Source organism: Streptomyces sp. NPDC089919, assembly GCF_040684615.1.
GTDB lineage: Bacteria > Actinomycetota > Actinomycetes > Streptomycetales > Streptomycetaceae > Streptomyces.
Genome location: NZ_JBFBGK010000002.1, coordinates 176911 through 191021, shown reverse-complemented (window position 1 = coordinate 191021; position 14111 = coordinate 176911). Strand labels below are relative to the sequence as shown.

At 76.6% G+C, this 14111-nt stretch carries 10 protein-coding genes; 8 read left to right on the top strand and 2 right to left on the bottom strand.

The genetic code is table 11. The features are described 5' to 3' along the window. Nucleotides 1–199: 199 nt before the first annotated feature. Nucleotides 200–985, bottom strand: a complete 786-nt coding sequence (locus AB0O40_RS01945; RefSeq protein WP_365034594.1) for an aspartate/glutamate racemase family protein — start codon at nucleotides 983–985, stop codon at nucleotides 200–202. 77 nt (nucleotides 986–1062) lie between these two features. Between AB0O40_RS01945 and AB0O40_RS01940 the strand changes: the two genes are divergently transcribed. The 5 genes from AB0O40_RS01940 to AB0O40_RS01920 all read left to right on the top strand — a co-directional run bounded on the left by AB0O40_RS01940 (nucleotide 1063) and on the right by AB0O40_RS01920 (nucleotide 7235). Beyond that, on the top strand, nucleotides 1063–2226 hold the full coding sequence (locus AB0O40_RS01940; protein ID WP_365034592.1) for a glycosyltransferase: 1164 nt from the start codon (nucleotides 1063–1065) through the stop codon (nucleotides 2224–2226). A gap of 267 nt (nucleotides 2227–2493) precedes the next feature. Next, nucleotides 2494–2988, top strand: coding sequence for a DUF6643 family protein (locus AB0O40_RS01935; RefSeq protein WP_365034590.1), 495 nt, complete (start codon nucleotides 2494–2496; stop codon nucleotides 2986–2988). Nucleotides 2989–3076: 88 nt separating this feature from the next. Beyond that, nucleotides 3077–3901 (top strand): MOSC N-terminal beta barrel domain-containing protein, encoded by an 825-nt coding sequence (locus tag AB0O40_RS01930; protein ID WP_365034588.1) that lies wholly within the window; start codon nucleotides 3077–3079, stop codon nucleotides 3899–3901. 172 nt (nucleotides 3902–4073) lie between these two features. Beyond that, nucleotides 4074–4688 (top strand): hypothetical protein, encoded by a 615-nt coding sequence (locus tag AB0O40_RS01925; RefSeq protein ID WP_365034586.1) that lies wholly within the window; start codon nucleotides 4074–4076, stop codon nucleotides 4686–4688. A 105-nt stretch (nucleotides 4689–4793) separates the two neighbouring features. After that, nucleotides 4794–7235 (top strand): right-handed parallel beta-helix repeat-containing protein, encoded by a 2442-nt coding sequence (locus tag AB0O40_RS01920; RefSeq protein ID WP_365034585.1) that lies wholly within the window; start codon nucleotides 4794–4796, stop codon nucleotides 7233–7235. On the opposite strand, the gene AB0O40_RS01915 is transcribed toward AB0O40_RS01920, so the two are convergent. Further along, nucleotides 7195–9609, bottom strand: a complete 2415-nt coding sequence (locus AB0O40_RS01915) for a hypothetical protein (RefSeq protein WP_365034583.1) — start codon at nucleotides 9607–9609, stop codon at nucleotides 7195–7197. The genes AB0O40_RS01920 and AB0O40_RS01915 overlap by 41 nt on opposite strands. Before the next feature lie 193 nt (nucleotides 9610–9802). Between AB0O40_RS01915 and AB0O40_RS01910 the strand changes: the two genes are divergently transcribed. From AB0O40_RS01910 to AB0O40_RS01900, 3 genes are all read left to right on the top strand, one after another. Further along, nucleotides 9803–10285 (top strand): SRPBCC family protein, encoded by a 483-nt coding sequence (locus AB0O40_RS01910; RefSeq protein ID WP_365034581.1) that lies wholly within the window; start codon nucleotides 9803–9805, stop codon nucleotides 10283–10285. 162 nt (nucleotides 10286–10447) lie between these two features. Continuing rightward, nucleotides 10448–10774 (top strand): CU044_2847 family protein, encoded by a 327-nt coding sequence (locus AB0O40_RS01905; protein WP_365034580.1) that lies wholly within the window; start codon nucleotides 10448–10450, stop codon nucleotides 10772–10774. A gap of 5 nt (nucleotides 10775–10779) precedes the next feature. Beyond that, a complete protein-coding gene (locus tag AB0O40_RS01900; RefSeq protein WP_365034578.1) occupies nucleotides 10780–14106 on the top strand; it encodes an ATP-binding protein in 3327 nt (1108 codons plus the stop codon). Nucleotides 14107–14111 lie beyond the last annotated feature (5 nt).

Below are 14111 nucleotides of genomic sequence, written 5' to 3'. Positions count from 1 at the left end.
GGCCCGGCCGCTGCGCGGAGCCAGACCCCACCCCGCCCCTTCCCGAAACCGGTGGGCTCCGCCCCCGGATCCCCCGTACCGCCGCTGCGCGACGGTGCGCTCAAACGCCGCGCGGCTGGGTGGGCCCGCACCGCCGCTGCGCGACGGTCGCCTCAAACGCCGGCGGGGCTGGGATCGGGTGAGCGAGGAGCGGCAGGGGTCAGACGGTTGTCGGGGAGAGGAGGGTGCGGCCCTCGGGGTAGGTGCGGGCTTCCTCGGGGAGGGGGGAGGGGCGGGTGGTGAGGAGGACCGTGAGGGTGCCGGTGCGGGGCGCGGCGGGGGCCGGGGTGGCGCCCAGGCGGCGCAGGGCCTGGGCGGCGACGGCGTCGGCGGAGCCGTGGAAGGTGTACGGCACGCCGCCGGGGCGGGCGTCGAGCGCGCTCCGGATGGCGTCCGAGACGAGTTCGTAGTGGGTGCAGCCGAGTACGACGTCCGTCACATCGGCCGGCGTGAGCGCGGCCGCCGCGGCCACGCAGCGCGCCACGGCCGCCTCGTCGGCCCACTGCACGGCGTCCGCGAGACCGGGGCACGGCACCTCGGTGACCTCGACGCCGCCGGCGAACTCCCGGATCAGGCCCCGCTGGTAGGGGCTGCCGGTGGTCGCCGGGGTGGCCCAGATGGCGACCTTGCCGCCGCGCGCGGCGGCCGGCTTGATCGCGGGCACGGTGCCGATGACGGGGATCTCCGGCTCCAGCTCCTCCCGCAGCGTGTCCAGCGCGTGCACCGAGGCCGTGTTGCAGGCGACGATCAGCGCGTCCGGCTTCTGCTCGGCGGCGGCCCGGGCCACGATCAGCGCCCGCTCGGTCAGCGAGGCGGGCGTCCGGGGTCCCCAGGGCATCCCGTCCGGGTCGGAGGAGAGCACCAGATCGGCGTCCGGTCGCAGCCGGCGCACCGCGGCGGCGGCCGCCAGCAGGCCGATTCCCGAGTCCATGAGCGCGATCTTCACCGGGCCACCTTAATCGACGCGCCCGACATGCCCCGCGTGCCCTTGCGGTGACGGCCCCGTCCGGCAGACTGCGACGGATGACCGTCGTCGCGTTGCTCTCGCTGGCCGTCTGGCTGTGGCTGCTGCTGTGCCAGGGGATGTTCTGGCGGACGGACGTCCGGCTGCCGCCGCGCCGGGAGCCGCAGCGCTGGCCGTCGGTGGCGATCGTGGTGCCGGCCCGGGACGAGGCCGCGGTGCTGCCGCTGAGCCTGCCCTCGCTGCTCGCCCAGTGCTATCCGGGCGAGGTGGTGGTCCACCTGGTCGACGACGGCAGCACCGACGGCACCGGCGCCCTCGCCCTGCGGTTGGCGGCCGAGGCGCCGGGGCTGCCGCTCACGGTCAGCTCGCCGGGCGAGCCGGACCCGGGCTGGACCGGCAAGCTGTGGGCGCTGCGGCACGGCATCGCGCTGGCCCGGTCCGCCCCGCAGGGCGAGCCGGAGTACCTGCTGCTGACCGACGCGGACATCGCGCACGAGCCGGACAGCCTGCGCGAGCTGGTCGCCGCGGCCGAGTCGAACGGGCTGGACCTGGTCTCGCAGATGGCCCGGCTGCGGGTGGCGAGCTTCTGGGAGCGCCTGGTGGTGCCGGCCTTCGTCTACTTCTTCGCCCAGCTCTACCCCTTCCGCCGGATCAACCGGCCGGCCGCCCGGACCGCCGCCGCGGCCGGCGGCTGCGTGCTGCTGCGGACGGAGACCGCGGTCCGGGCGGGGGTGCCGGAGTCGATCCGGCAGGCGGTGATCGACGACGTCTCGCTCGCCCGGGCCGTCCAGGCCGGCGGCGGGCGGATCTGGCTGGGGCTGGCGGAGCGGGTGGACAGCGTCCGTCCCTACCCGGCCCTGTCCGATCTGTGGCGGATGGTCTCCCGGAGCGCGTACGCCCAACTCCGCCACCGGCCGGTCCTGCTGGCCGGTACGGTCGCCGGACTGGCGCTGGTCTACCTCGCTCCCCCGCTGACCCTGGCCGCCGGGCTGGCGGCGGACCGCCCGGTGGCCGCCTGGGCGGGCGGGCTGGCCTGGCTGGTGATGACGGGCACCTACCTGCCGATGCTGCGGTACTACCGGCTGGGTCCGGCCCTGGCCCCGCTGCTGCCGTTCACCGCGTTCCTGTACCTCCTGATGACCGTGGACTCGGCGGTGCAGCACTACCGGGGCCGCGGGGCGGCCTGGAAGGGGCGCACCTACCCGCGGCCCAGTGACGCCTGAGCCGCCGCGCCGCGCTCCCGGCGGCCCCGGACCCGTCAAATCCGCGCCAAAACACGGCGTCACGGACCGCGACGTCGATTTGACAAAGCGTCAGCGTTCTGGACTTACCGGGCGGTACGAGTGGGAACAGAGGGGGACGGAGGTGACGAAACGTTCACGCGTGCGTCAAGTGAACGGAGCTCCACTGACCTGCGAATTCGCAGGTCATCGCGGTGTTCCCGGAGCCGGGCTATAGACCGGGTGAACCAGTGGGCTTAACTTATGTCCATGACGTCCCCCCGCGCCTCTTACGGCGGCGGTTACTACTCCGCGCCGTCCTTCCCGGACACCCCCATCTACGACTCCCTGGTCGCCGAGCGGGGCACTCCTCAAATCGCGCCGATCCGGGTGCCCGCCGCGTACGAACCGGCTGGACACGGCTATCCGGTCAGCAACAACCTCCCCGCGCTCCCGGCCGCCCTCCCGGCGCTGCCGGCCGCGCCGGTCCCGGCTTACCAGAGCGGCGGCTCCACGGGCGGGTACGGCTACCCGTACCAGCAGCAGGCCCCGGCGCCGATGCCGCTGCAGCAGGCGCCCGCGCCCTACTTCCCGCAGCAGCAGCCGCAGCGCGGCTACGCAACGCAGCAGCCCCCGCGGCCGGTGGCCACCACCGGCTACGAGGCGATGCGCCCGGCCGCCCCGCGGCCCGTCCCGGCCCAGGCGCCGGCCCCGGCCGGTTACGAGGACCAGTACGGCCGCCCGTACCCCGGGCGCGGCTACTGAGCGGACCGTCGAGCCGGCCGCCCGCGGGGGTGCGGCCGGCGGCTTCGGGGGCTTCGGGCCGGGCTGACCACCTGGCAGGATTGCCCCCATGCCGACCCTGCGCGTACAGGCGCTCCACATCCATCCGGTCAAGTCCCTCGGGGGCGTGGCCCCCGAGGTGATGACCGTGGAGCCCTGGGGGCCCGCCGGCGACCGCCGGTGGGCCGTGGTCGACGCCGACGGCAAGGCGGTGACCCAACGCGAGCAGCCGCGGCTGGCGTTGGCCTCGGCGCGGCCGCTGGCGGACGGCGCGGTCGCGGTCGCGGCACCGGGCATGGACCCGCTGGAGATCCTGCCGCCGACGGTGATCGAGCTGGTGCCCTTCATCCTCTTCGGGAAGAAGATCGAGGCGGCGCTCGCGCACGACGCGGCGCACGACTGGTTCAGCGCGTTCCTCGGCGCCCCGGTACGCCTGGTCCACCTGGACCGGCCGGACCTGCGGCGCCTGGTGAACCCTGACTTCGCGCTGCCGGGCGAGACGGTCAGCCTCGCGGACGGCTTTCCGGTGATGGTGGCCAACTCGGCTTCGCTGGACGCCCTCAACTCGCTGATCGCCGAGGGCACTCGGGCCGAAGAGGGCCCGCTCCCCATGAACCGCTTCCGCCCCAACGTGGTCGTCTCCGGCGCTCCGGCCTGGGCCGAGGACCACTGGCGGCGGCTCGCCGTCGGCGGGGTGGAGTTCCGGGTGGCCCGCACCTGCGGCCGGTGCGTGATCACCACCACCGACCAGGCGACCGCCGAACGCGGCAAGGAGCCGCTGCGCACCCTGGCCCGGCACCGGGCCGAGGGCAAGCGCCTGATCTTCGGCCAGCTCCTGGTGCCGGTGGCGACCGGCACGGTCCGGCTGGGCGACGAGGTGCGCGTCCTGGACTGACCCGTACGACGGACCGGCTCGACGAACGGTCCAGGTTCAAGCAACCCCCCGACGAACGGGAACCGGCTGACCTCCGGGTTCGTTCAGGAGGGGGCTCCCGCGTCCGCCGCCCCGGATGCGCGGTCGGCGGCTTTGGGGGACGCTGGGGCGGAGGCGAAGGGGGTGCCGTACCGTGCGTACAGCCATGGGCGTCTGGCGCTGGCGGCGCAATCCGCTGCGCAGGAAGACCGATCTCGTCGAGGCCTGGGTGGCGCTGACCGCCCTCTTGTGCCTCCTGTTCGCCGCCCCCGCCGCGGGGTGGCTGGCCGGCCTGCGGGTGGACGGCACGCTCCAGCAGGCGGTGCACGCCCAGCGGGCCGAGCGGACCCTGGTGCACGCCACCGTCACCCGGCCCGCGGCGCTCTCGCCCGGGGCCGTCAGCGCCGAGCCGGCGGCCCGGCAGCAGTCCCCCGCGCATCCGCGCTTCCGCGCCTCCTGGACGGCCCCCGACGGCAGCCGGCACTCCGCCACCCTGACCGCCGCGGGCAGTCGACCGCCGGTGCCCGGGCGGCAGTTCACGCTGTGGACCGACGACCACGGCCGGGTCGTCAACCCGCCGCTGGACTCCGCCACCGCCGCCGCGCACTCGGCCCTGGCGGGCTTCGCGGCCGCCGCGGCGGTCGCCGCGCTGGTGGACACCCTGCGCCGGCTGGTCGTACGCCGGCTCACCCATCGGCGGTACGCGGCCCTGGACCGGGCGTGGGCCGCGGCCGGACCCGACTGGGGCCGGACGGGCGCGGGCAGCTGACCTGGCGACCCCCCGGCCCCGCGCGCGCTACGGTGGAGCGGCCCGCGGCGGAACGCACGCCGCGCGCGCAGGGACTTCAGTACGAAGCGGGGGCACGGCAGCACCATGGCACAGGGCACGGTCCAGGTCACGTACGGCGGTACCTCGCGATGGCGGCGACGGACCGGTGAGTACCCGACGCTGGCCGCGGCGCTGGCCGCGGCGGGCGACGGCGACGTCCTCTCCCTCTCCCCCGGCACCTACCGGGAGAACCTGGTGGTCCGTCATGCCGTCGTGCTGCGCGGGCCGGAGGGCTCGGCCGGCTCGGTGCGGATCGCCCCGCCGGACGGGGTCGCGCTGACCCTGCTGGCCTCGGCCGTCCTCCAGGACCTGCGGGTGGAGGGCCAGGACACCGCGGCCCCCGCGCTGCTGGTGGAGGACGGCGCCCCCGAGCTGACCGACCTGCGGGTGGTGACCCGCTCCTCGGCGGGGATCGAGGTGCGCGGGGCCGGCCGGCCGGTGGTGCGCCGCTGCACCGTCGACAACCCGGCCGGGGTCGGCATCTCCCTGCTGGACGGCGCGGGCGGGGTGTTCGAGGACTGCGAGGTGGTCTCGGCCGGGCAGAGCGGGATCTCGGTGCGCGGCGGCGCGCATCCGCGGCTGGAGCGGTGCCGGGTGCACCACGCCTCCGGCGCGGGCCTGTGCGTCACCGGCGAGGGCTCCGGGCTGGAGGCGCTGGGCTGCGAGGTGTACGAGATCAAGGGCGCGGGCGTGCAGATCACCGGCCGGGCCGCGGCCCGGCTCACCGACTGCTCCGTGCACCGCACCTCGGCCGACGGGGTCACCCTGGACACCGACGCGGTGCTCTCGCTCGACGGCTGCGACATCCACGACGTCCCGGAGAACGCCGTGGACCTGCGCTCGCGTTCGGTGCTCACGCTCAGCCGCACCACGGTGCGCCGGTTCGGCCGCAACGGCCTGTCCGTGTGGGACCCGGGCACCCGCGTGGAGGCGTACGGCTGCGAGATCCACGACAGCACGGGCGACTACCCCGCGGTGTGGATCAGCGACGGGGCCGGCGCCAAGCTCGACTCCTGCCGGGTGCACGACGTCCCGGACGCGGTCTTCGTCCTGGACCGGGGCTCGCGCGCCGAGGTGGTGGACAGCGACCTGTCCCAGGTGCGCAGTACGGCCGTCTCGGTCAGCGACGGCGCCGACGCGCAGCTGGACGACTGCCGGATCCGGGAGGCCACCACCGGCGCGTGGTTCCGGGACCACGGCAGCGGCGGCACCCTCGCCAACTGCACGATCGACACCGTCCAGACCGGTGTGATCGTCACCAAGGGCGCCGATCCGGTCGTGGAGCGGTGCTCCGTGACGGAAGCGGCCGAGGCAGGTTTCTATGTGTCGGCGGGCGGCCGGGGCACCTTCACCTCCTGCCGGGTCACCGGCAGCGGCGGTTTCGGATTCCACGTGCTCGACGGCTGCCGCACCACCCTGACCCGCTGCCACACCGAGCGCTGCACCCGGGGCGGCTACGAGTTCCCCGAGGACGGACCGCTGGCCGAGGGGTGCACCGGCGACACGGCCGGTACCGGCGCAGCGGCCGCGGGCGTCCGGGTCACCGGCGGCGCGGGCGGCGGCGCGGGCGCCGCCGAGCCCCGGCCGTCCCTGACCGCCACCGCCGTGCAGAGTCCCGCCGCGGGCGGCGCCGGGGCGGGCACCGCCGCCGTACCCGAGCCGCGGGCCGCGGCCGGGCGGGTGCCGGCCGAGGTGCTGGGAGCCCTGGAGGCACTGGTGGGCCTCGAGGACGTCAAGCGGGAGGTCCGGGCGCTCACCGACATGATCGAGGTGGGCCGGCGCCGGCAGCAGGCCGGGCTCAAGGCCGCCTCGGCCCGCCGCCACCTGGTCTTCACCGGCTCCCCCGGCACCGGCAAGACGACGGTCGCCCGGCTCTACGGCGAGATCCTGGCCTCCCTCGGGGTGCTGGAGCGCGGCCACCTGGTCGAGGTCTCGCGGGTGGACCTGGTCGGCGAGCACATCGGGTCGACGGCCATCCGCACCCAGGAGGTCTTCGACCGGGCGCGCGGCGGGGTGCTCTTCATCGACGAGGCCTACGCGCTGGCCCCCGAGGACTCCGGGCGGGACTTCGGCCGCGAGGCCATCGACACGCTGGTCAAGCTGATGGAGGACCACCGGGAGGAGGTGGTGGTGATCGTGGCCGGGTACACGACCGAGATGGAGCGCTTCCTGGCGGTCAACCCCGGTGTGGCCTCCCGCTTCTCCCGCACGATCACCTTCGGGGACTACGCGCCCGAGGAACTGCTGCGGATCGTCCGCCAGCAGGCCGACGAGCACGAGTACCGGCTCGGCGAGGGGACCCCCGAGGCGCTGCTGTCGTACTTCCGCGAGCTGCCCAAGGGTCCCGGCTTCGGCAACGGCCGCACCGCCCGGCAGACCTTCGAGTCGATGGTCGAGCGGCACGCCGGGCGGGTGGCGCAGCTGGCCGACGCCGGTACGGACACGCTCACGCTGCTGTTCCCGGAGGATCTGCCGCGGCCGGTGTGAGGGGCGCCGCGGCGCGCGGGCCGGGCAGCGTGGGGTCGTCCGGGTCCGCCTGCGGCTGCGGTACCGCCAGGCGGGCCAGCAGGGCGTCCCGCTCGGCCGCGAAGACCGGGTCGGCCTGGTAGTCGGAGTGGCCCAGTACGGGTGCGGGCAGCGGGTGTTCGCGGGTCCGGCCGTAGGCGAGCGGGTCCTTGAGCGGGCCCCGGTCCACGTCCGCCAGGCCCGCCCCGGGGCCGGCCGGGTCCGGGCCGGCGTGCACCGGGCCGCCGATCGGGTCGGTGGCCCGCCACAGGTTGCGCCAGCAGTGCACCTCCCGGTGCAGGGCGGCCAGCGGTCCGGGGCCGAAGTACGCCGGGAACCAGCGCCCGTACAGCCGGCGCAGCGGTGAGCCGTAGGTGAGCAGCGCGACCCGGGCCCGCACCGGGGGCGGCAGCTGCCAGACCGCGGCGGCGGCCAACACGCTGCCCTGGGAGTGCCCGGAGATCACCAGCCGGCCGCCGGTCCGCTCGGTCCAGGAGGTCATCCGCCAGGTCAGGTCGGGCACCGCGCGCTCGGCGTAGCAGGGCGGGGCGAAGGGGTGGGCGGCCCGCGGCCAGAAGGTGCCGACGTCCCAGAGGATCCCTATGGTGCGGCGGGCGGCGGCGTCGCGGTAGGCGCGGCGGCCCCAGGTGACGAAGGCCAGGAAGCCGAAGCCGATCAGCCAGGATCCCAGGGCCTGGGCGCCCCGGGCCGCGGCCTCCAGGGGCGGGTACGCGCCCTTCGCGGCCTCGCCCGGCACCGCGTCGGTGAGCCGGGCCCCGGCCAGGGCGCCCGCGCCGAGCAGCAGCGTCACCCCGGCGACGGCGGCGACGAACCACGGCGCGGTGTCGGTCAGGGCCGCTGCCGTCCGGGCGCCCGCGATGGTGCGGCTGCGGGCCTCCTGCGGCTCCTCGCCCGGGTACTCGGCGGCGACGGCGGGGGCCAGCCGGCGCCGGGCGAGGGCCCCGCGCACCCCGAACCAGCCGGCCAGGGCGAGCAGCACCAGCAGGACCGGCGGCAGCACGGCGGCCTGCCAGGAAAGGAGCACGGGCGGCCCGGCGAGCGGGCTGCCCGGCTCGCCCGGGCTCGCGCCGCCGTCCAGCCAGTCGGCCACCCACTGGGCCACCCCGCCGGTCATCACCCCGCCCAGGGCGCAGGCGAGCATGGCGACGGCCGGGCCGCCCAGGCCTGCGAGGGCGGCCCCCGGATCGGGGGCCCGGCGGTGCAGCCGGCGGGCCGCCCCGGCCAGGGCGAGCACCAACAGGCCCTGGAGGAGCATCAGGAGGCCGAAGCTGCGGTCGCCGGGCAGCCGGCCCTCCGCGCTCCAGCCCGGCCGGGACCGGGCCGCGTACCCGAGGACCACGACGAGCAGGCCGAGCGCGCAGCCCGGCAGCGCCCTGACCACGGCCCGGTCGAAGCGGTCGTCGGCCCGGCCCTCGCTGCGGCCCCGGCGGCAGACCACGGCCGTGCAGACCACCAGGCCCAGGACGGTCAGGGCCTCGGCGGCGCGGCCGGCCAGGGCCCAGCCGGGGCTGCCGGCCGGCCCCCGGTCGTGCCGGGCGGGGGCGCCGGCCAGGGCCGCGGCGACGGTCAGCAGTCCGGCGGCGGTGTGGGCGGCGCGCAGCCGGGCGACCAGCCGGCGGCCGTACCAGAAGCCGGGCCGGCCCAGCGCGGGGATGCCGGCCCGGTCCTCGTCCGGGTCCTCGGGCCAGCTCCCGGTGGCGGGCGGGCGCTGCGACTCGTACGCGCTCCAGGTGCGGTGGGAGAGGTACCACAGGAGGCCGGTCAGGGCGGCGGGGACCAGGGCGGCCAGCGCGAGCCGGCGGCCGGGCGCGGACCACCACCCGCCGCCGGCGGGCTCCAGGGGACCGAGCCAGGAGCGGCCGGCCGTGCAGCGCGGGCTGCCGGCGCACTGCCAGGCGACCAGGTCCAGGGCGACCTCGCAGGCGGCGGCGGTGAGCAGGACGGTCAGACTCAGCGCCAGCAGCCGGACCAGGACGCCGTACGCGCGCACGGTCCGGCCGCCGGGGGCGGCGGCCGGGCGGGCCCAGTGGGCGAGGTTGGCGACCATGAAGGGCAGGAGCAGCAGCCACAGGGCGCGGGTGCCGTTGCCGGAGGTGAGCCGGGACCAGACGTAGGCCTCGGGGACCGGCCGGCCGGGGAAGCGCTCGGGGCGGGTCTCGGCGTCGGCGTCGTCGGTGCGGCGGAAGACGGCGGCGGTGGCGTCGCCGGTGATCCGGACGGTGCGCGGGTCGTCCAGCAGCGCGGCGGGGTCCGCGCCGCCGACGCCGTGCACCAGCAGTTCCAGTGCGGCCGGGGCCGGTTCCCGCGGGACGGCGGGCCCGGGGTCAGGGGTCACGGCGGCACCTCCGGTCCGTGCGGCGGGTCCTGGGCGGGGCGCCGCGGAGAGCGGCGCAGCGCGTCCCACCAGCATCCCGCCGGTCGGGGCGGCTGCCCAGTATCCGGGGGCGCGCAGACATCTGACGCTCCGCCAGCTAGGCTGCCGGCCGTCCCTTTCGCTCTTGTCTCACTTATCTGGGGGTGTTGGCGTCATGGCTCGCCGACTGAGGCCCGTCGGGATCGACTTCATCGAGTCCGCACCGGTGCGGCTGGTCTTCGCCACCGGGGCCGCGGCCCCGCCGGAGGCGGTCTACCGCGCCCTGGCCGAGGACGTGACCGGCTGGCCCCGGTGGTTCCGGGCGGTCTCCCTCGCCCGCCCCACGCACGGCGGCGCGGGCCGGGAGGTACGGCTGGTGGGCGGGGTCCGCTTCCAGGAGACGGTCATGGCGGCGGACCCCGAACTGCGCTACGCCTACCGCGTGGACGAGACCAACGTCCCCGGGCTGCACGCCCTGCTGGAGGAGTGGCGGCTGGCCCCGGCCGGCACCGGCACCCGCGTCCAGTGGACCTTCGCCGCCGCCGGCTCGGCCCCCTTCCGGCTGGGCCTGGGCGCCGCCCGGGCGGGCCTGGGGCGCTCCTTCCGCGACGCGGTCAAGACCCTGGACCGCCGGCTCGCCGCTGCCCGGACCCCCTGACCCGGCCCCCCGACCGGGACCGCCCGGACCGCACCCGCGGGCTCCGGCCGGGCCCGCCGCCGAGTCGGGGGATAACGCTGCGCGACGCCCTGCGGGTGCCCCAGGATGTTCCCTGTCGGTGCGAGGGGGGACCGTTGCCGGTCCCGGCGTGTGGGGGCGTGCGTGGGAGAGCTCATTGCGATGGACCTCGGGGACGGCGGCACCGCCGCACCGGTGGTCTTCGAGGTGGACGAGAAGCTGGTGTCGGAGTCCGACCTGGAGCTGGCCGCGGCCGGCGGCTTGGCGGGCCGGGCCCGGGTGTCCGTGCGCGAGGCGCTGGACCAGGTGCGTCCGACGCTGGCCGAGGTGGCCCGGACCGTCCGCGAACTGGCCCCCGACGAGGCGGAGATCGAGTTCGGGCTGAAGATGGGCGGCGAGACCGGGGTCGTGGTCGCCAAGGGGACGGCCGAGGTGAACTTCGCCGTCCGGCTCGTCTGGCACCGCTCCTGACCCGGATGGCGGCCCGTCGCGAGGGGTTCGTCGTCAAGATCCGCCTCGGCAGCACCGGCACCGCCGTCGGGGTCGGCTTCGTCGTCTCCGAGAAGCACATCGTCACCTGCGCGCACGTCGTCAACGTCGCGCTGGGCCGGCCGAAGGCCGAGCCCGGACGGCCCGCCGAGACGGACCGGGTGCAGGTGGAGTTCGTGCTGCTCGGCGACGCCGAGGGCGCTCCGCTGCGCAACTGCCGGGTGGCCGCCTGGGATCCGCCGCCCGGCGGCCACGGCCCGGGCCGGGACGTGGCCGGTCTGGTGCTGGTCGGCGGCGACACGCTGCCGGTGGGCGCGGGCCCGGCCCGGCTGGTGGACCCGCGGGCCGGGCTGGCCGACGGGCGCACCGCGGCCGTCTTCGGCTACCCCGGCACTCCCCCGCGCGGCACCAACGGCGCCTGGAGTTCCTGCGTGCTGCGCGGGGCGGTGGGCGGCGGCCTGGTCCAGCTCGACACCGCGAGCGAGTCGGCGTTGCGCACCCAGCCGGGCTACAGCGGGGCCCCGGTGATCGTCGCCGACCGCTTCGGGGACGCGGTGGCCGGGATGCTGGCGGTGGCCAGCCGGGGCGGCGAGAACGCCGACGCGTACGCCGTGCCGCTGCCGGAGGTGGCGGCGGCCTGGCCGCAGGTGCTGGAGCGCAGCGTGCTGCCGCCCTGCCCCTACCGGGGACTGCGGGCCTTCACGGCCGCCGACGCCCGGGACGGGGTGTTCGTCGGCCGGGAGCGGGAGGTGGAGCGGCTGCGCGACATGATCCGCAGCCAGCCCTTCGTCGTGGTCACCGGGCCCTCCGGGGTGGGCAAGTCCTCGCTGGTGGCCGCCGGGCTGGAGCCGGCCCTGGCCGCCGACGGCTGGGCGGTGGCCTCCTTCCGGCCCGGTACGGCGCCGTACGACGCACTGGCCCGGGCACTGCTGGAGCTGGAGCACCCCGGCGCCGGGCACAGCCTGGAACAGCTCGAGGGCCGCGCCCGCGCGCTGCGGGAGGAGGGGTTCTGGCCGGTGGCGACCCGGCTGGCGGTGCTGACCGGACGCTCGCTCGCCCTGGTCGGCGACCAGTTCGAGGAGGTGCTGAGCGGGGCGGACCCCGGGCGGACGGCCCGGTTCCTGGAGCGGCTGCTGCCGCCGCCGGACGCCCCCGAGGACTCCCCCGTGCGGCTGGTGTGCACGCTGCGGGCGGACTTCCTACCGGACCTGCTGGAACTGCCGGCGGTCGGACCCCGGCTCCAGGACCGGCAGTTGAACGTCTCCCCGCTGGACGAGACCGCCCTGACCCGGGTGATCGTCGAGCCGGCGGAGCTGGCCGGGGTGGCGTACAGCCCGGGGGTGGCGGAGGCGATCGCGGCCGAGGCCGCCAAGGCCGCGGGCAGCCTGCCGCTGCTGGAGTTCGCCCTCACCGAGCTGTGGCCGATGCAGCAGGACCGGCGGATCACCTTCGACGCGTACCACGCGCTCGGCGGGGTCTCCGGCGCCCTCAACCGGCACGCCGAGGACGCCTACCGGGCGCTGGCGCAGCAGTTGGAGGAGGCCAGGATCCGCCGGGTGCTGCTGGCGATGGTCCGGGCCCGGGGCGGCGCGAGCAGCGCGGTGCGGGTGACGGCCCGGCGCGAACACCTGGGCCGGGACTGGCACATCGCGCAGCAGCTGGCCGAGCCGGACCGGCGGCTGGCGGTGCTCGGCAGCACCGGACCGGACACCGCGGAGATCGCCCACGAGGCGCTGATCCGGGAGTGGCGGCGGCTGGCCGAATGGGTGGACGAGGACGCCGAGTTCCAGCAGTGGCTGGCCGTGGTGGAGGAGCGGGCCGCGGACGGCGACCTGCTGTCGGCGACCCGGGTGCAGGAGGCCGGCCGCTGGCTGGGCGAGCGCAGCGCGGACGTCCCGGAGCTGATGAAGGAGTTCGTGGACCGCAGCGCCGCCGCGATCGTCATGCAGCAGCGCACCGAGGTGGAGCTCACCAAGTACCAGGAGGTCGCCGCGCAGTTGCAGCAGCGCTCGGCGATGCTGGAGGAGCTCAACGAACTCCTGACCGTCTCCATCCAGCAGAAGAGCCAGTTCCTGGCCACCATGTCGCACGAACTGCACACCCCGCTCAGCGCGTTGATCACGGTCGCCCGGGACCTGGCCGACGACCGGGAGCGCACCCTGACGCCGAAGCAGGCCGAGTACGCCGAGGTGATCCTGGGCGCCGGGAACAACCTGCTGCGGCTGCTCAAGGACATCCTCGACCTGCACTACGCGGAGAGCGGCCAGCTGGACATCGTGCCCGGGCCGGTGCCGTTGCTCCAGCTGGCGGACCAGCTGGACGCGGTCTTCCAGCCGCTGTGCGGGAAGAAGGGCCTGGAGTTCGAGATCCGGCTGCGGCCCGGCCTGCCGGAGACCTTACGCAGCGACGAGCGGCGGCTGCTGCAGATCCTGGGGAGCCTGCTCGCCAACGCGGTGACCTTCACCGAGCACGGGTCGGTGCTGCTGGACGTCCGCCCGGCCGGGACGGAGGTCCCGTTCCAGGTGCGCGAGCGGCTGGCCGACGGGCCGGGGCCGGTGCCCGAACTGGTCGCCTTCCGGGTGGCCGACACGGGCGTGGGCATCCCGGACGGCAAGCTCCAGGTGGTCTTCGAGGCCTTCGCGCACGCCGGCCGGGCCGGCGACGGCAGCCCCGCGGGGCCGGGCCTGGGGCTCCCGGTCAGCCGGGAGATCGCCCGGCTGATGGGCGGCGAGATCCACGCCGTCAGCCAGGCCGGCCGGGGCTCGGAGTTCACGCTCTACCTTCCGCTGGTGGCGGACCGGACCGAGGCCCCGGTCCGGCCGGTGCCGCCCTTCGCGCCGTACGACCGGGAGCCGGCCGAGCACGGTGCGGCGGCGCCCGCGGACCGGTTCGCCGGGCAGCGGGTGCTGGTGGTGGACGACGACGCCATCGCGGGCTTCGCCCTGGCCGCCGAGTTCGAGCGGTACGGGCTGCGGGTGGCGTGGGCGGACGGGATGGCCTCGGCGCTGCACGAGGCCGCCGACCCGGCCACCGCGCTGGTCCTGGTGAACGTCTCGGCCCGGGGGGTGGACGGGCCGGCCCTGGTCGGGGCGCTGGCCGGGCCGGCGCGGCCGGGGCCGCTGCCGGTGGTGGCCTTCGACCGGCGGGAGCTGCCGGGATCGGCCGAGCGGGCGCTGGCGGCCGGCGCGGCGGACTGGTTCCCGGACCGCTCGGTGCGCCCGGAGCGGCTGCTGCCGGTCATCCGGCGCCGGCTGCGGCAGCCGGCGGCCGAGGGCGGCGGGGAGGGTCCCGCCGTCCCGGCCGGTCAGCCGTGACGGCC